The sequence below is a fragment of the Segatella baroniae B14 genome, assembly GCF_022024235.1.
In the GTDB taxonomy this organism is placed as follows: Bacteria; Bacteroidota; Bacteroidia; order Bacteroidales; family Bacteroidaceae; genus Prevotella; species Prevotella bryantii.
On the sequence record NZ_CP091800.1, the window covers coordinates 797,665 to 816,630 of the forward strand.

Below are 18,966 nucleotides of genomic sequence, written 5' to 3' on the forward strand. Positions count from 1 at the left end.
TCTGTTTAATAAAGTGTTAGAATGTTAAGTTTATACCAAATACCAACTGGCGGGTAAGTGGATAGTTCAGACTGCCCCCCATTTCAGGGTCATAATCTTTGACGAGACTACTCTTGGCAATAACGAGCGGATTGGTAATGGTACCATATACACGACAGTTGCTCAGACCGAGTTTGGCAAGCGTGCTCTTTGGCAGTGTGTAGCCCAGTGTGATATTCTTAACCTTGAAGTAAGAACCGTCTACATAGCCCAATGAGTAGTAACCGGTATAGCTATTGATAGAACGGCTGGCATTGATAGCAGGGAAGTAGTTAGACGGATTACTTTCTGTCCAATAATCGAAGTAGGTAGGGAAGTTTCTTACACCTGTTGGATCATAGTCACTAAGCAGACTATAGTACATCGTCTGTCCATAGCGCCAGTACATGAATATGCTCAAGTCGAAATTCTTGTATCGCAGCGTGTTCTTGAAGCCAAGAGTCCAGTCAGGAGAAGCGTGACCAAGAGTCTGATAGTCGGCCGAACTGACGGTATAGTGATTATCAGCGTTGTAATAAACCTTTTCGCCAGTTTCCTCATCAATCTTATAATATACCCCTTCACTTTCGTGAATCAATCCTGGAACATTAATCTTCAAGTCACCTGGTTGCATACCAAATACAGCAGCATCAGCCTCTTCACCCTTTTGCCATACACCGTCGAGTTTATAGTTATAGAATGAGTTAACCGGTTCACCTATGGTGAGTGTATACTGTCCGTTGGTAATATTATTAGCCGTATTACCGGTGAGCGCTGTAATTTCCTCGTGGTTAGCACTGAAAGTGATATTAGAATCCCATGAGAAATCACGTGTCTTGATATTACGCGTTGTCAAGGCCAGTTCGATACCATTATTCTTGGTCTCACAGATATTCTGAGCCATGGTATAATAGGTCGTAGAATTATATCCACCATCGGTAATCGGCAATTCACGAGTCCAGATAACGCCGTTGGTCTTCGTCCAGTAATAATCAGCGGTGAAATCGATTCTACCATTTAAGAATGTAGCATCGACACCGATATTAGTATTGTACGATTTCTCCCAACCCAGATTCTTGTTGGTATACTCTTGAGAGAAACGATAGATGGTCTCTGTATTACCACTGAAAGCGAGTGTACTCTGTTCCAGATTAGAAACGGTAGAGTAGGGATCAATGCTTGCTGTACCGGTAACACCCCAACCGAAACGCACTTTCAGGTTATCGAGCCAAGAACGAGTGTTCTTCATGAAGTTTTCGTCAGAGATACGCCAACCCAGCGAGAATGCAGGGAACGTATCCCAGCGCTTTTCTTCAGAGAGTCGAGAGCTACCATCGTGACGTACAGAGACACTTGCCAAATATTTACCCTGATAAGAATAAGCAAGACGCTCCACGAAGCCTAAGCTCTTAGACATGGTATAACCCGATGTGATGGTGCTCTTGCTACTACCGTTGAGACCCATATTATGCCACAAGTAAGCATTATCGGTGATGCCCGTTTCCTGCTGCATCGTAGCTTCGTTCTGATTGTGATCCCATGAACTTACACCGGTAAGGGTAAAATCATGATCATCAGCGATCTTAAAGTTATATGTAATCACGTTTTCCCATTTATAATTATAAGTGTGACTCTGGGTAACGCGTGCGATAACATTATCGTCGGTGATATCAGTCTGACCACCGGAATTGTAGAATCGATATGAATTGATACCCTGGAAATAGTTTGTTCGGCTATAACCGATATTGGCTGAAACGCGTGAAAGAATCGTGAGACCCTTCACCGGATTAATCTCGATATATGGATTGAAATAGAGATTAAATCCCTGGTTGTTGTTACGATAGTTGCTATAGTTATTCAGCAACAGATTATAGTTGCTACTGGTTAGGGTAGGGTTCACCTTAACTTCGCCAGCCTCGTCATAAACGGTACCCAATGGTTCCATACGGAGAGCTGTTTCCAGATCTGAGAAAGCACGATTACGATAAGTATAGCTCATCTGCGAATTGATACCTATCGACAACCAGTCTTTGATCTTATGCTTCACACGAACATTGCTTGAATAGATCTTGTTGTTATCGTTCTCATACTGACCCTTTTCATCTGAATAGTTCAGCGAGAAATAGCTCTGTGTACGTTCGGTTCCACCAGAGATAGAAGCACTGTAATTCTGAGTAAAACCAGTCTTGAGCAGTTCATCAGCCCAGTTGATATACTGGCCATTTTTATGATAATTCCAAGCGCCATCACCCAGCACATTATTGAAAACCGTCTCGTCGTCTGCCGTACTATTCCAGTTGCCAACAGCCTGCTGTGCATCTCTGATACCCTGTAGGTAACTCTCGCCCGAACGCATTTCAGGAAGTGATGACCATCCATTTACACCAAGGTAAGCATTAAAGTCAACTTTCGTTTTACCTGCCTTACCGCTCTTCGTCGTGATGAGTACAACACCATTGGCACCACTGGCACCATAAACAGCGGTAGACGAAGCATCTTTCAGCACCTCGATACTCTCGATATCATTCGGATTCAGTTTGGTGTAATCACCTGGCATACCATCGATAATGAAAGTAGGAGTACCACTGGCAGTAAACGAACGGGTACCGCGCAACTGCATATTGACCCCTTCACCGGCAGCACCGCTGGTACGAGTAATATCAAGACCAGCAACTTTACCCTGAAGAGCTTCCATCGGATTACTACCAGGGTTAAGGGTAAGGTCGGCACCATTTACAGTAGTTATCGCACCAGTAAGGTCACGTTTTTTCTGTTGACCATATCCGATGACAACCACATCGTCAAGACCGAGCACATCAGGCTCCATAGCAGCGTTACCACCAGCAGTGATAACTTTATCCTTATACCCCGTATACGAGAGCTTCACTTTAGCCCCCCTTGGTATCTGCAGAGTGTATTTACCGTCAAGATCAGTTACAGTAGCTTTGTTGCCATTCAGGGCTCTTACCGTAACACCGATAAGCGGTTCGCCATATTCATCAACGATACGACCTTGTACGCTCTGATTTTGTTGGGTTGAAAGACTAGTGCTGCTTTCATTGTTCGCTAAAACATCTGCAGAAGCAGGCACGGTTAATGTTAACGCAAGTAGTGTTTTTATGGGTACACTATACCTGACACTCTTCAAAGACTTTCTCATAAATAAGTCTACTTTAGGTTTTTAGATTAATAAAAAGTTTTTCAAGAAAATATACCCTAAAGACGATGGCTTTTATTTTTTGTAATGAACTTTATTTTATTTTTTTTAATTATTGCAAAAATCGGTTCAATAGATTAAATTCTAAAATGTTAAGATAATATCACAAAATCTGTTACATTTCAAATGGACCATCTAGAAAAAAAAATTGAGATATTACCATACCACAAAATACATTTTTTTTTAGACCGACTCCAAAACCCAAGCTCCTGACCTCCAAAACCTAAGGGTTTATCCGACAAAACCTAAGCTCTTACACGATAAAATATAAGGTTTTAGAGGTCAGGAGCTTGGGTTTTGGCGCCTTTAGCCTTAAAATAATATAGCCCGTAAATCATCATGTTGCAACTCACTGATTGACAGACACTTACAGCTTCGTTGAAATTCACGAATTCAGAGCACGTTATAGGATTCCTGACTAAAACGCAAATCTCACAACACTTTTTGTCGGAATAATTCTAAGTAAATATCATCGTAAGCGTCCAATTTCGACCTAACAATATAAAAATATAGGCTGAACCGCGATTCTAAAGCGATTCAGCCTATTTAGTATTTTTTGTTTTTTTTGCTTTTTTATGATTCCTGACAGAGTTTTGAAGGTGTCATCTGGTCCCATTCAATTCCAACACCATTTGTCTTTGCTATGATATCAAAGAAGCGTTCGAAGTATCTTAATGGTGATATATTGTTCTTCTTACATGTTTCGACTAAGGTCATATAGAGACACAGATTCTCTACACCGCTCTCACTTCCGAGTATCGGTGCATTCTTTCTGTTCACAGTTAATGGCCTGATGCAGCGTTCAGCTTCCAGGTTATCGATTTCGTAATTACCATCTTCACGGAAGGTGAAGAACTTCTTCCAACCGTTACTCAGGTAATTGAGTGCTTTCGTCATCAATTCGCCCTTGATAGAGTCATCCTTCTGAAGTTCACACATTCTTGAATATATCTTAACGATGCATTCAGTAGTTTCAGAATCGTTTCTTCTTTTCTTGATTTCCGCAGGTGAGAGATTCTGTTTTCTATAGGTTTCCTCTCTGCCGTAAAGCCATCCAAACCAGTCCAGGAAGTCCTTTGCTCGATAGTCTTTACCTCGCTCATATGCATAGAAGAACTTTGACCTGGCGTGTGCAATACAATACAAATGAGTAATATCATTATCCTCCCGATCAAAGAAGTTATAACCACAATAAGAATCTGTCTGTATTGAGTTGATATTTGAAGAACCGATGAAGTTCTTGATAACATCCTGGCCTCTACTTCCATTATCGTAGAAGAAGTATACAACCTTGGTTTCCTTATTGACGACACACCAGATGTATTTCTTAAGAACCTTGTTGTAGATCCTGACTCTGCACCAGGTTTCATCACAATGGATATTGGCTCCATCCTGAAGTAGATTATTCTTAAGATATGGAAGAACCAGTTTGAGATATTCTGCGCCTATACCAATATAATTTGTAAGTGTCTGGCGGCATATGCTGAATTTATCTTCCATCATGCGGATGATCTCTCGGTAAAGAGGAGTATCCATTTGGTATTTGTTCATTGTCAGACGAGAAAGGAACCTGCTTGTTACATGGGTGTGTGGCACAACACTCAGTTTCTTGTAATCCTCTTCGATTTCCTCATTACCAGGAAGGGTAAAATGAACTGTGATCGGATCTTGTCCAGGAAGTTTGTAGACTATGTAATGTACTTTGTGTTCAACAATGTAGCTGACCTGATCATAGATACTGCGAGTAAACCTACGGATTATCTTGGCACCATCAGGTATTTTGGTTTCATCACATTTATAATCAATAACCATGTCAGCACCCATAGTATTATATTTCATGCCAACCTTGCATTGATTGTCTACTTCCTTCTGGTCTTCCTTGCTTGGCTCTTCATCGGAAGTTGCTGAGGGTAGGGAAGCAGCAGTTCCATCAAAGTCATCCTTTGCTTCCTGACGACTGACAGTAGTAGTATTGCCTCCTCTGTTATTCCAGACTTTCTTTCCATACAGATTTGCCTTGTCAACCATTGACTGATTGATCAGATTCTTTATCTGGTTCTGAAGGGATTGTATCTGTTTCTGGTTTCCTTCAAGTTGAGTCATCAGGCGATTGATGGTATCGTGAAGTGTTGATTTCTCCTTATCGCTCTTCTCAAGCATAGCAGCAACACGATCAAGTCTATCCTGTATCTTCTTCTGATTCTCCAATGACTCCTGGAGCATCTGACGATACTGCTCAACATCACGCTCAAGGATGCTGATATACTTGTCTTTATCAGCTGAACTCATAGAAGCATGGGCAGATTTTACGACAGGATTATCCTCTCGTGAATTGATATATTCCATAAAGAATTTTCTTTTTTTGAATTCTTTTTCTTCCATGCTTTTACTTGCTTTTGTACTTACAAAGGTACAAAAAAAATCGCAAAAACACGAACAAAATAACACTTAAATAACTGATATTCAATAAATTAAATTCAAATGTATAAGCACTGATTACTGAAGTTCAGATCATAATCTCAGTACCGAAATAACAGGATTTTCAAGCAAAGTCAGGAGATCTTTCCATTCTATACTGTATACGGTTTTCTGATCTTTGAATTCAACTTTCATAAACCTGTAATCTTTATTATAGAATGTTTTCTCGTTCATATAATAAGCCTGTTTATCATAATAGATAAGTCGTACGCGTCTACGATTTCTGGACATAAAGATGAATACATCACCTTCATGAGGAATGACATGGCATTCGTCAGTCACAAACTCTAACAATCGGTAAAATCCCCAGCTCATATTTACATAACCTGGCACGTAATAGAAGTGTTTAAACTCAGATAAATCTAACATGGATCCTCCAATCTATCTATGATATCCTTGACATCAGAATAACAATTACTTTTTATGCTTACAACTGTACCATTTTCCAACTGTATAACAGCTGATACTTTAGCTTTCATTTTTGGGGAATTTCCAGCCAATTGGTCGCATGCTTCTGAATTTTGAATTTTTCGAGGACGACCACGTTTCTTTTGAGGCACAGGAAGGCCTGTTATAGTTACTGGCTCAATTTTATTCTTGATATGCTCATTGGCATATCGATCAAAAAGATAAAAAGGCACTCCGCGACTAACACAGAACTCTATAAGCGGAATATTATTTGGAGCACCTTCCATTTGATACAGAAACCATAATCGTTCCAGTTCTGCATCTGAAATTGTTCTTTCGTCTGTTTGCATAATCGTTTTATTTATTGACCATGCAAAGTTAAAAAGGGTCGTTTTTTACCACAAGGGTCGAAATTGGACGCTTACTATCATCGTAAGCGTCCAATTTCGACCTAACAATATAAAAATATAGGCTGAACCGCGATTCTAAAGCGATTCAGCCTATTTAGTATTTTTTGTTTTTTTTGCTTTTTTATGATTCCTGACAGAGTTTTGAAGGTGTCATCTGGTCCCATTCAATTCCAACACCATTTGTCTTTGCTATGATATCAAAGAAGCGTTCGAAGTATCTTAATGGTGATATATTGTTCTTCTTACATGTTTCGACTAAGGTCATATAGAGACACAGATTCTCTACACCGCTCTCACTTCCGAGTATCGGTGCATTCTTTCTGTTCACAGTTAATGGCCTGATGCAGCGTTCAGCTTCCAGGTTATCGATTTCGTAATTACCATCTTCACGGAAGGTGAAGAACTTCTTCCAACCGTTACTCAGGTAATTGAGTGCTTTCGTCATCAATTCGCCCTTGATAGAGTCATCCTTCTGAAGTTCACACATTCTTGAATATATCTTAACGATGCATTCAGTAGTTTCAGAATCGTTTCTTCTTTTCTTGATTTCCGCAGGTGAGAGATTCTGTTTTCTATAGGTTTCCTCTCTGCCGTAAAGCCATCCAAACCAGTCCAGGAAGTCCTTTGCTCGATAGTCTTTACCTCGCTCATATGCATAGAAGAACTTTGACCTGGCGTGTGCAATACAATACAAATGAGTAATATCATTATCCTCCCGATCAAAGAAGTTATAACCACAATAAGAATCTGTCTGTATTGAGTTGATATTTGAAGAACCGATGAAGTTCTTGATAACATCCTGGCCTCTACTTCCATTATCGTAGAAGAAGTATACAACCTTGGTTTCCTTATTGACGACACACCAGATGTATTTCTTAAGAACCTTGTTGTAGATCCTGACTCTGCACCAGGTTTCATCACAATGGATATTGGCTCCATCCTGAAGTAGATTATTCTTAAGATATGGAAGAACCAGTTTGAGATATTCTGCGCCTATACCAATATAATTTGTAAGTGTCTGGCGGCATATGCTGAATTTATCTTCCATCATGCGGATGATCTCTCGGTAAAGAGGAGTATCCATTTGGTATTTGTTCATTGTCAGACGAGAAAGGAACCTGCTTGTTACATGGGTGTGTGGCACAACACTCAGTTTCTTGTAATCCTCTTCGATTTCCTCATTACCAGGAAGGGTAAAATGAACTGTGATCGGATCTTGTCCAGGAAGTTTGTAGACTATGTAATGTACTTTGTGTTCAACAATGTAGCTGACCTGATCATAGATACTGCGAGTAAACCTACGGATTATCTTGGCACCATCAGGTATTTTGGTTTCATCACATTTATAATCAATAACCATGTCAGCACCCATAGTATTATATTTCATGCCAACCTTGCATTGATTGTCTACTTCCTTCTGGTCTTCCTTGCTTGGCTCTTCATCGGAAGTTGCTGAGGGTAGGGAAGCAGCAGTTCCATCAAAGTCATCCTTTGCTTCCTGACGACTGACAGTAGTAGTATTGCCTCCTCTGTTATTCCAGACTTTCTTTCCATACAGATTTGCCTTGTCAACCATTGACTGATTGATCAGATTCTTTATCTGGTTCTGAAGGGATTGTATCTGTTTCTGGTTTCCTTCAAGTTGAGTCATCAGGCGATTGATGGTATCGTGAAGTGTTGATTTCTCCTTATCGCTCTTCTCAAGCATAGCAGCAACACGATCAAGTCTATCCTGTATCTTCTTCTGATTCTCCAATGACTCCTGGAGCATCTGACGATACTGCTCAACATCACGCTCAAGGATGCTGATATACTTGTCTTTATCAGCTGAACTCATAGAAGCATGGGCAGATTTTACGACAGGATTATCCTCTCGTGAATTGATATATTCCATAAAGAATTTTCTTTTTTTGAATTCTTTTTCTTCCATGCTTTTACTTGCTTTTGTACTTACAAAGGTACAAAAAAAATCGCAAAAACACGAACAAAATAACACTTAAATAACTGATATTCAATAAATTAAATTCAAATGTATAAGCACTGATTACTGAAGTTCAGATCATAATCTCAGTACCGAAATAACAGGATTTTCAAGCAAAGTCAGGAGATCTTTCCATTCTATACTGTATACGGTTTTCTGATCTTTGAATTCAACTTTCATAAACCTGTAATCTTTATTATAGAATGTTTTCTCGTTCATATAATAAGCCTGTTTATCATAATAGATAAGTCGTACGCGTCTACGATTTCTGGACATAAAGATGAATACATCACCTTCATGAGGAATGACATGGCATTCGTCAGTCACAAACTCTAACAATCGGTAAAATCCCCAGCTCATATTTACATAACCTGGCACGTAATAGAAGTGTTTAAACTCAGATAAATCTAACATGGATCCTCCAATCTATCTATGATATCCTTGACATCAGAATAACAATTACTTTTTATGCTTACAACTGTACCATTTTCCAACTGTATAACAGCTGATACTTTAGCTTTCATTTTTGGGGAATTTCCAGCCAATTGGTCGCATGCTTCTGAATTTTGAATTTTTCGAGGACGACCACGTTTCTTTTGAGGCACAGGAAGGCCTGTTATAGTTACTGGCTCAATTTTATTCTTGATATGCTCATTGGCATATCGATCAAAAAGATAAAAAGGCACTCCGCGACTAACACAGAACTCTATAAGCGGAATATTATTTGGAGCACCTTCCATTTGATACAGAAACCATAATCGTTCCAGTTCTGCATCTGAAATTGTTCTTTCGTCTGTTTGCATAATCGTTTTATTTATTGACCATGCAAAGTTAAAAAGGGTCGTTTTTTACCACAAGGGTCGAAATTGGACGCTTACTATCATCGTAAGCGTCCAATTTCGACCTAACAATATAAAAATATAGGCTGAACCGCGATTCTAAAGCGATTCAGCCTATTTAGTATTTTTTGTTTTTTTTGCTTTTTTATGATTCCTGACAGAGTTTTGAAGGTGTCATCTGGTCCCATTCAATTCCAACACCATTTGTCTTTGCTATGATATCAAAGAAGCGTTCGAAGTATCTTAATGGTGATATATTGTTCTTCTTACATGTTTCGACTAAGGTCATATAGAGACACAGATTCTCTACACCGCTCTCACTTCCGAGTATCGGTGCATTCTTTCTGTTCACAGTTAATGGCCTGATGCAGCGTTCAGCTTCCAGGTTATCGATTTCGTAATTACCATCTTCACGGAAGGTGAAGAACTTCTTCCAACCGTTACTCAGGTAATTGAGTGCTTTCGTCATCAATTCGCCCTTGATAGAGTCATCCTTCTGAAGTTCACACATTCTTGAATATATCTTAACGATGCATTCAGTAGTTTCAGAATCGTTTCTTCTTTTCTTGATTTCCGCAGGTGAGAGATTCTGTTTTCTATAGGTTTCCTCTCTGCCGTAAAGCCATCCAAACCAGTCCAGGAAGTCCTTTGCTCGATAGTCTTTACCTCGCTCATATGCATAGAAGAACTTTGACCTGGCGTGTGCAATACAATACAAATGAGTAATATCATTATCCTCCCGATCAAAGAAGTTATAACCACAATAAGAATCTGTCTGTATTGAGTTGATATTTGAAGAACCGATGAAGTTCTTGATAACATCCTGGCCTCTACTTCCATTATCGTAGAAGAAGTATACAACCTTGGTTTCCTTATTGACGACACACCAGATGTATTTCTTAAGAACCTTGTTGTAGATCCTGACTCTGCACCAGGTTTCATCACAATGGATATTGGCTCCATCCTGAAGTAGATTATTCTTAAGATATGGAAGAACCAGTTTGAGATATTCTGCGCCTATACCAATATAATTTGTAAGTGTCTGGCGGCATATGCTGAATTTATCTTCCATCATGCGGATGATCTCTCGGTAAAGAGGAGTATCCATTTGGTATTTGTTCATTGTCAGACGAGAAAGGAACCTGCTTGTTACATGGGTGTGTGGCACAACACTCAGTTTCTTGTAATCCTCTTCGATTTCCTCATTACCAGGAAGGGTAAAATGAACTGTGATCGGATCTTGTCCAGGAAGTTTGTAGACTATGTAATGTACTTTGTGTTCAACAATGTAGCTGACCTGATCATAGATACTGCGAGTAAACCTACGGATTATCTTGGCACCATCAGGTATTTTGGTTTCATCACATTTATAATCAATAACCATGTCAGCACCCATAGTATTATATTTCATGCCAACCTTGCATTGATTGTCTACTTCCTTCTGGTCTTCCTTGCTTGGCTCTTCATCGGAAGTTGCTGAGGGTAGGGAAGCAGCAGTTCCATCAAAGTCATCCTTTGCTTCCTGACGACTGACAGTAGTAGTATTGCCTCCTCTGTTATTCCAGACTTTCTTTCCATACAGATTTGCCTTGTCAACCATTGACTGATTGATCAGATTCTTTATCTGGTTCTGAAGGGATTGTATCTGTTTCTGGTTTCCTTCAAGTTGAGTCATCAGGCGATTGATGGTATCGTGAAGTGTTGATTTCTCCTTATCGCTCTTCTCAAGCATAGCAGCAACACGATCAAGTCTATCCTGTATCTTCTTCTGATTCTCCAATGACTCCTGGAGCATCTGACGATACTGCTCAACATCACGCTCAAGGATGCTGATATACTTGTCTTTATCAGCTGAACTCATAGAAGCATGGGCAGATTTTACGACAGGATTATCCTCTCGTGAATTGATATATTCCATAAAGAATTTTCTTTTTTTGAATTCTTTTTCTTCCATGCTTTTACTTGCTTTTGTACTTACAAAGGTACAAAAAAAATCGCAAAAACACGAACAAAATAACACTTAAATAACTGATATTCAATAAATTAAATTCAAATGTATAAGCACTGATTACTGAAGTTCAGATCATAATCTCAGTACCGAAATAACAGGATTTTCAAGCAAAGTCAGGAGATCTTTCCATTCTATACTGTATACGGTTTTCTGATCTTTGAATTCAACTTTCATAAACCTGTAATCTTTATTATAGAATGTTTTCTCGTTCATATAATAAGCCTGTTTATCATAATAGATAAGTCGTACGCGTCTACGATTTCTGGACATAAAGATGAATACATCACCTTCATGAGGAATGACATGGCATTCGTCAGTCACAAACTCTAACAATCGGTAAAATCCCCAGCTCATATTTACATAACCTGGCACGTAATAGAAGTGTTTAAACTCAGATAAATCTAACATGGATCCTCCAATCTATCTATGATATCCTTGACATCAGAATAACAATTACTTTTTATGCTTACAACTGTACCATTTTCCAACTGTATAACAGCTGATACTTTAGCTTTCATTTTTGGGGAATTTCCAGCCAATTGGTCGCATGCTTCTGAATTTTGAATTTTTCGAGGACGACCACGTTTCTTTTGAGGCACAGGAAGGCCTGTTATAGTTACTGGCTCAATTTTATTCTTGATATGCTCATTGGCATATCGATCAAAAAGATAAAAAGGCACTCCGCGACTAACACAGAACTCTATAAGCGGAATATTATTTGGAGCACCTTCCATTTGATACAGAAACCATAATCGTTCCAGTTCTGCATCTGAAATTGTTCTTTCGTCTGTTTGCATAATCGTTTTATTTATTGACCATGCAAAGTTAAAAAGGGTCGTTTTTTACCACAAGGGTCGAAATTGGACGCTTACACTATCATCGACCTGATCAGTACTACCACTTTTATGTGATAATCAGTGTTATGATAAATAGGAGATTTTGGACAGTAAGTGTACGACACTCTCGTTGCAGCTCTATTAAAATGCACGATAATGAGTATATGAAATCAGGCTTGGGATGTTATCCCTGACTGATTTCATATAACTTTCACCATAAGACGCGACAAAAACACAAATTAAAAGGGAACGATATACCTGTTGGCAGTAGTTCCTTATCATGCATCTTTTGCTTAAAAATCAGCGAAAACGAGAAAATATTTTTAAATTTCGCTGATTTTTAAACATGAAATCTATTCAAAATGGAAGTGATAGTCACCCTTGTCTGGCACGTCTATCACGATGCTTCCTGTATCAGGCAGAAACTTGAAATTGCGGATGCTGTCAAGTTCTATGTCTCTCATCACGTCTGGAAACATCCTCTTGATAAAGATGGCGCGTACTTCGCCCGTGTAGTTTTTCTTGCTGCCCAGTCTTTCGGCTATATTCCAGACAAAGTGCCGTAGGTCAAGGGTGGTAAGAGTGGACTTCAACCTGATGGGTACAGGAATATGCTGCCAGCCATCGGCCCACTTTCTTATTGCATCAAGGAGTTTTTCCAACTCATCATTATCATAGATATCTGACTCTTTTGGTAGGGTTACCCATTGATTTAACATTGATACTGGTATATATTCTTCAAGATTCCTGTCGAGACGTGCTTCTGTTTTAGAATCCAATGGACTCAGGAATTCAACCTGTTCTTTCTTTTTCTTGCGCTCTACAAGAATCTGAGAAACGGCTTTATCGAGATCACTACTATAGAGAGTTGAATAATTAATGTTTAATTTAATGTCCAACTTTTCGGGGTCACATCATTCATTGACACATGCTTTTTAGATTAAATAACCATTTTCAAAAAAACTATCTATTTTATAAACCTAAAGTAATAAGTGTTCTAAACTGCATAATGCCAAGATGATTGCAATCCAACTTTTCCACATCTTGCAGATACTGCTCAGCATGCTTTTGGTCTCCAAGTCCATGATAACCCAAAGCTAACATGTACTTACAGTGAATCGCATTTTTAAGATCAAGAGAATCATCCCAAATCAGAAGATCAGGCAGAGAAACGGCGAAGTAATCCATCACAACATGGTCAAAGAGATGATTCTTACCATAAGTGATGAGCTTATAGAAACGGCTATGCGCCTCTCCTACTCTACCTAATCGGAGTAGTGCCTTACCCTGATAGAATATTTTATCAGGCTTGGCGTCGTTATAATACATCGCTGCTGCCGGTTCTTGATGACCTTCAGATGCTTTCTCCCAACAAACACGGGCCTTATCCTGATTACCCAGTCCTTCATAGGCAAGACCGAGGAAATAATAGAAATCGTTTTCCTGGGCACCGTAAAGTTTACCTTCTCCCAAATGATGTGGGTACACCAGGCACTCCTCCAGCCACTTCACCGCTGACGGATAATCTTTATTCACAAGAGCCTTCTTCGCAAGTTCTGTACGACAAATTTGGTACTGACCGCTGACCTTGCCTTCACCACCCTCCCATGGATGGAAGATATGACCATCAAGTAACGACATCGCCTTTTCGTAATTACCGGTTTGGTTGTACAAGGTAATCAGTTCCAGCAAAAGATCGTCACGCTGAGCAATCAAGTCTGGATATTTCTTCAGAAAAGCCAGACGTTCTGCGGGAGCACGCTGCAGACGTTTATAGAGCTGGTCCAGTTCCATCAAGACACGGGCATCATTCTGATTCAGAGAGAATGCACGCTCCATATATGCGAGTGCTGTATCATGGTCTGCCAACTTGTTGGCGTAATAGAGGGCAAGGTTGCGCCATACTGTTGGATATTCAGGGTTACACTGAGCAGAAAGTTGCCAGTTTTGCTGAGCCTGACTGTACTGACGCTTGTCAAAATAGAGACAACCTAAATAATAAGGAGCAAAACTACCCTTATCGTTGAAATGTTTGGCTGTATTTAAAGCAAGAATCGCCTCCAAACGATTAGGGAAACAATAAGCAGGGTTAATGGTCTCTGCCGTCTTAAAAGTGGCAACGGCAGTCATCTCATCACCCATCTTGAAATAAGCCCAACCTTTATAAAAATAGGTCATTGCATCAGCGGCTCCTTCACGAACAGCAAGATCGAGAACAGCGATACACTCCTTCCAAAGTCCAGCCTGTGCATAGTCGAGTGCCAGTTCCTGATAGTTATTGCTATTGCCATGCATCAGTTCGATAAGTTGGTTGAGCACATGCTCATCGCCAGTAAAAAGGTATTTCTCGTACAGAATACCATAATTGAAAAGGTCGATCTGAAGGCTCTCCTCTATAAATGCCTTCACCTCCTCATACGACTTGCCGGCATATCTGAGCACAGCCACCTTCAAGGCACGAGCCTTGTGATTATGACTGTTATTGATAAGAGAACGCTCTACTTCGTCAAGGGCATCATCCAGACGCTGCTGACCTATGCTGATCTGTGCTGCTGCAAAGTAGCCAGCATCTGCCCACCCCTTATTCCAGGTAGATTTCCAAAACCACTGATAGGCTTCGTCCAGTTTTCCCTGATACTTCAGTGAGACACCCAGATTGTACAATGGCTCCCCATCGTATGGATTAGGATTACGCTTGTAAAGTATATGTTGGGCTTTACGTAAATACTCTTCAGCTTTTTTGAAACGACCCTTACGAATATACCACAAACCCATAGCATTGTTGCAACGATAATCATCAGGATCTCGGCGTAAGGCCTCTTCATAATAATCAAGCGGACTATACGTAGCATGACGATACTGTTCGATGTGTAAACCGGTAAGATACAGTTGCTCATTAGTCTTTATATGCTGTGGCAACAGAGCTGCTTCTGCAGGGTCTGGAATCGGGCGGACAGCATCAGGCTCCGGCATCCATTCCATCTCCAGGGCATTACGCCCTTTTTCCCGGTTATAAGCCATGAAACGGATATTCTGCCATGCACAACCTTTCATATCAATGGTGGTGTCGAAGATTTCCTCTGGTGAAAGTTCTACCACCTCATCGAAAAGGATTTCATCGTCCTGACCGAAGAGTACGATGCGATAAACAGACTTCCTCGTAGCCTGAAGCATCAAGTGGGCACCCACAGCAGTCTCCTCGATATTCATCACGAGATTCTTACTTGCATTCTTCACAATACCCAACTCCCGATAAGGCATGAAGTACTGCGTAAAATGCTTTTCCTCATACGGCATCAACCAGGCAAAATCAGGTTGATTTTCGGTATAGACACCAGCCATGAGTTCGATGTATGGACCATCTTCATCGGTAAGGTTACGATCCCACGCCCGACCGAAATCACCATTACCCCATGTCCACTGCTTCTTACCAGGCGACAGATGATGACTGGCTACGTGCAGCATACCACCATGAGTATCATTCTCATAACCACCCTCGAAGTTATATTTCGAGTTAACAGCCATATAAGAGGTTGGCACCTTGATATTCTTATAGTTGGAGATGTCTACCCCTGCACTATAATCCATCTTGTAGTAGGTACCCGTGGCAATCGGAAAACTAGAAACAGCACGTTTACCATGGTCAAACACGGCATTAATATCAGGTGGAAATACGCTCTGATAATGATCGTTCACCGAAACAGCCGGGTTAGCCCACCACAGAAAAGTCTGTGGCAAGTCGGTACGATTGTAGACCATTCCCTGTATTTCCAGATAGGCACAACCAGGTCGCAAGGTAAACCCCGCAGCCCCCTTTTGGTGGAACATTTTCTCCTGTTCATTTACCCATACCGTGACCGATCCATCTGCATTTTCCTTGATGGTGCTATCTACCGGAAGGAAAGTGGATGGACGGTGATGTTGTGGCCAGTTGAACTCGATACCACCTGAAATCCATGGACCGGTGAGCCCTACAAGGGCTGGTTTGATGACATGGTTATAATACACAAAGTGGCGCTTTTTTATCTTGTCGTAAGCCATCTGCACACGCCCGCCAAGCTGTGGCAGAATCATGACCTTAATATATTCATTTTCAATCCAAATCGCCTGATAGTCTACATCTTCCTTCTCATCAGAAATAGATTCGATGACAGGATAAGGATATACGACACCAGAAGATCCCTGATAAACTCGTTTTTCAAGGAAGATCGGATTCTTTTCAGGTTCTCCAATCTGATACGTTGGAATCGTTACAATTTCTCTCCAAGCTTTTACCATAGTATCTTATTTCGTATATTGATATCTTATTTTACTAATTCCTTCTCCAGTTCCTCTAATGATTTATCCTTCGTTTCCGGCAATCTGACCAGGAAAAACAGGAAACCACACAGACATACACCACTATAAATCCAGAATGTACCATAACTACCCAAACACTGATTAAGGAATGGAAAGGTATATGTCAATGTGGATGAGCCTACCCATAACATAAAGGTGCAAGTAGCCACAGCAACAGCACGAACTCGATTCGGGAAAAGTTCGGCGATGAGCACCCAGGTACACGGCCCTAAGGTCAGCGCATAACAAGCGATGGCTGCAACAACGAGGATGACCATTCCGAATCCTGTTGCTCCGAAATAGTAGCATATACCGAGGATAGCATAAATCAGACATAAGCCACCTGCTCCTAATAACATTAACGAGCGCCGCCCCCATTTATCCACCGTAAAGATGGCAAGAATCGTAAACAGTACATTGGCGATACCCGTCACAACGATATTGAACAATACATCGCCTACCTCATAACCAGCACTTTGAAAAATCTCTTGCGCATAATTGAAGATGACATTAGTACCACACCACTGTTGGAAAACAGCTATGATGATACCCAGCACAAGCACAAACTTATATTTTTGAGAAAACAGGATACCAAGTCCTGCCGTCTGTGTGGCCTCAGCTTGGGCAGCCCTGATAGCATCCATCTCGCGCTGCGCATATTCCTTTCCGCCGATTTTCTCAAGGATAGCAAAAGCCTTGGTAGCATGGCGGGTACTCAGCCATCTCGGACTCTCAGGGATAAACAATGCCAACACAAAGAAGGCAAACGAAGGAACAGCTGCGGCCCAAAACATCCACCGCCAAGACATTTGAGCATTCCAACTCTCTAAAGTGATTATTCCACCAGGAATATCATCTGCTATGAGCCAGTTCGTAATCTGAGCACAGAGAATACCTAGTACAATGGTCATCTGGTTGAGACTTACCAACCGGCCACGAATAGCCGATGGTGCCACTTCTGCAATATACATCGGTGACAAACCACTGGCAACACCAATTCCGATGCCACCGAAGAAACGCGCAACCAGGAATGCTGTAAAAGTATGAAAAGCACCTGTTGCTATAGCAGAAAACAAAAATATTAATGAAGATATAATAAGTAAATTCTTTCGACCGATTCGATCAGCTAACGTGCCACATAATGTAGCGCCAATCATACATCCGAGGAGGGCCACGGTCATGGCCAGTCCCTGATCGGCAGCGCTATCGGTAATACCGAAATAAACCTCATAAAACGGTTTGGCACCACCAATAACCACCCAATCGTAACCAAAGAGTAGACCTCCAAAAGCAGCTACAACACAGATGAAATAAATAAATCGTTGGTTTAATTTTTCCATGTTTCGTATAGGTTATTAGATTCGACTGCAAATGTATGAAATATCAACCCACTTTACAATAGAAAAAAAACATAAAAACATGGATTATTTTATGATTTCTTGGTATTTTTGCGCAAAATAAGGAAAAAAATACCATGTTGAAACGAAAAGACGGTTTTACAGGAGAACGCTGTATCGTTCTACCCAAGATGATTATAGAGATGGAAAAGCAAGATCCGTTGGTGTCCAGTCTTTACATTACAGATATCGGCTATTATCCCGTAGCCAACTTTCATTATCGCGAACGCGAGGATCCTATCGAGCAGAATGTACTTATCTATTGTGTAGAGGGAACAGGCTGGTATCAGATAGGGCAAGGCAAACGTCAGGACGTCGGAGCAAACCAATACTTTATCTTACCAGCAGGTATACCTCATAGATACGCATCATCAGAAAACCACCCATGGACTATCTATTGGATTCATTTTTGTGGCAACCACGCATCATATTATGCTGAAGGAGCTGCTACCCCCCAGAGTATTACGCCTGCCATGAATTCTCGTATCAACGACCGAAACCATCTCTTTGAAGATATCTATTTCACATTGGCAAACGGCTATACACGAGAGAATTTGCGCTATTCATCTTCACTTCTACACTATTATCTGGCCTCCATGCGCTACCTCGGCCAGTATAGAAGCAGAGAGATACATCAGAAAAATAAGGAAAAAGTAGCAGAAAACGAAATCGTAAACGCTTCTGTACATTTCATGAAGGAAAATCTGGAGAAAAAAATCTCGTTGCAGCAGATGGCACAATATACAGGCTACTCCAGCAGCCACTTCTCTATGCTCTTTAAAAAGGAAACCGGTCACAGCCCACTCAACTATTTTAACCTGCTCAAGATACAGTATGCCTGCCAACTGTTGTCGAGTACCAACATGAAGATAAACCAAATCAGCTTTAAGGTCGGCATTGATGATAGCTTTTATTTTTCTCGCCTCTTTACCAAACTAATGGGTATGTCGCCCAAAGACTATAGATTGCACATTCAAGAAAAATAGAAAAAATATGAAATTAATTTATAATAGTTTTGCATGTTTTACTTATA

At 40.5% G+C, this 18,966-nt stretch carries 14 protein-coding genes; 1 reads left to right on the plus strand and 13 read right to left on the minus strand.

Annotated features, from left to right (window positions below; all coding sequences use genetic code 11):
• Positions 1 to 16: 16 nt before the first annotated feature.
• The 13 genes from L6469_RS13320 to L6469_RS13380 form a co-directional block, all read right to left on the minus strand.
• Positions 17 to 3,178 carry a SusC/RagA family TonB-linked outer membrane protein gene (locus L6469_RS13320; RefSeq protein WP_039870014.1) on the minus strand — a complete coding sequence of 1,054 codons (3,162 nt, stop codon included), beginning with the start codon at positions 3,176 to 3,178 and terminating at the stop codon, positions 17 to 19.
• Positions 3,179 to 3,808: 630 nt separating this feature from the next.
• On the minus strand, positions 3,809 to 5,617 hold the full coding sequence (tnpC, locus tag L6469_RS13325; RefSeq protein WP_006282801.1) for an IS66 family transposase: 1,809 nt from the start codon (positions 5,615 to 5,617) through the stop codon (positions 3,809 to 3,811).
• 129 nt (positions 5,618 to 5,746) lie between these two features.
• Complete coding sequence (tnpB, locus tag L6469_RS13330) at positions 5,747 to 6,082, minus strand: IS66 family insertion sequence element accessory protein TnpB (protein ID WP_039869440.1); 336 nt, start codon at positions 6,080 to 6,082, stop codon at positions 5,747 to 5,749.
• Positions 6,076 to 6,471: a hypothetical protein gene (locus L6469_RS13335; protein WP_006281293.1), complete on the minus strand. Its 396-nt coding sequence runs from the start codon at positions 6,469 to 6,471 to the stop codon at positions 6,076 to 6,078. Before L6469_RS13335 ends, tnpB (L6469_RS13330) begins: the two co-directional genes overlap by 7 nt.
• A gap of 181 nt (positions 6,472 to 6,652) precedes the next feature.
• Positions 6,653 to 8,461 (minus strand): IS66 family transposase, encoded by a 1,809-nt coding sequence (gene tnpC, locus L6469_RS13340; RefSeq protein WP_006282801.1) that lies wholly within the window; start codon positions 8,459 to 8,461, stop codon positions 6,653 to 6,655.
• A gap of 129 nt (positions 8,462 to 8,590) precedes the next feature.
• Positions 8,591 to 8,926, minus strand: coding sequence for an IS66 family insertion sequence element accessory protein TnpB (gene tnpB / locus L6469_RS13345; protein ID WP_039869440.1), 336 nt, complete (start codon positions 8,924 to 8,926; stop codon positions 8,591 to 8,593).
• Positions 8,920 to 9,315 carry a hypothetical protein gene (locus L6469_RS13350; protein ID WP_006281293.1) on the minus strand — a complete coding sequence of 132 codons (396 nt, stop codon included), beginning with the start codon at positions 9,313 to 9,315 and terminating at the stop codon, positions 8,920 to 8,922. The genes tnpB (L6469_RS13345) and L6469_RS13350 overlap by 7 nt, the downstream gene beginning before the upstream one ends.
• 181 nt (positions 9,316 to 9,496) lie before the next feature.
• Complete coding sequence (gene tnpC, locus L6469_RS13355; RefSeq protein ID WP_006282801.1) at positions 9,497 to 11,305, minus strand: IS66 family transposase; 1,809 nt, start codon at positions 11,303 to 11,305, stop codon at positions 9,497 to 9,499.
• A gap of 129 nt (positions 11,306 to 11,434) precedes the next feature.
• Positions 11,435 to 11,770, minus strand: coding sequence for an IS66 family insertion sequence element accessory protein TnpB (gene tnpB / locus L6469_RS13360; protein ID WP_039869440.1), 336 nt, complete (start codon positions 11,768 to 11,770; stop codon positions 11,435 to 11,437).
• Positions 11,764 to 12,159, minus strand: a complete 396-nt coding sequence (locus tag L6469_RS13365; RefSeq protein WP_006281293.1) for a hypothetical protein — start codon at positions 12,157 to 12,159, stop codon at positions 11,764 to 11,766. The genes tnpB (L6469_RS13360) and L6469_RS13365 overlap by 7 nt, the downstream gene beginning before the upstream one ends.
• 392 nt (positions 12,160 to 12,551) lie before the next feature.
• Complete coding sequence (locus L6469_RS13370; protein ID WP_006281292.1) at positions 12,552 to 13,097, minus strand: hypothetical protein; 546 nt, start codon at positions 13,095 to 13,097, stop codon at positions 12,552 to 12,554.
• Between the two features lie 73 nt (positions 13,098 to 13,170).
• Positions 13,171 to 16,476 (minus strand): tetratricopeptide repeat protein, encoded by a 3,306-nt coding sequence (locus tag L6469_RS13375; protein WP_074803409.1) that lies wholly within the window; start codon positions 16,474 to 16,476, stop codon positions 13,171 to 13,173.
• Between the two features lie 26 nt (positions 16,477 to 16,502).
• A complete protein-coding gene (locus L6469_RS13380) occupies positions 16,503 to 17,876 on the minus strand; it encodes a sugar porter family MFS transporter (RefSeq protein ID WP_006281697.1) in 1,374 nt (457 codons plus the stop codon).
• 134 nt (positions 17,877 to 18,010) lie between these two features.
• Between L6469_RS13380 and L6469_RS13385 the strand changes: the two genes are divergently transcribed.
• Positions 18,011 to 18,919 (plus strand): AraC family transcriptional regulator, encoded by a 909-nt coding sequence (locus L6469_RS13385; protein ID WP_006281698.1) that lies wholly within the window; start codon positions 18,011 to 18,013, stop codon positions 18,917 to 18,919.
• Positions 18,920 to 18,966 lie beyond the last annotated feature (47 nt).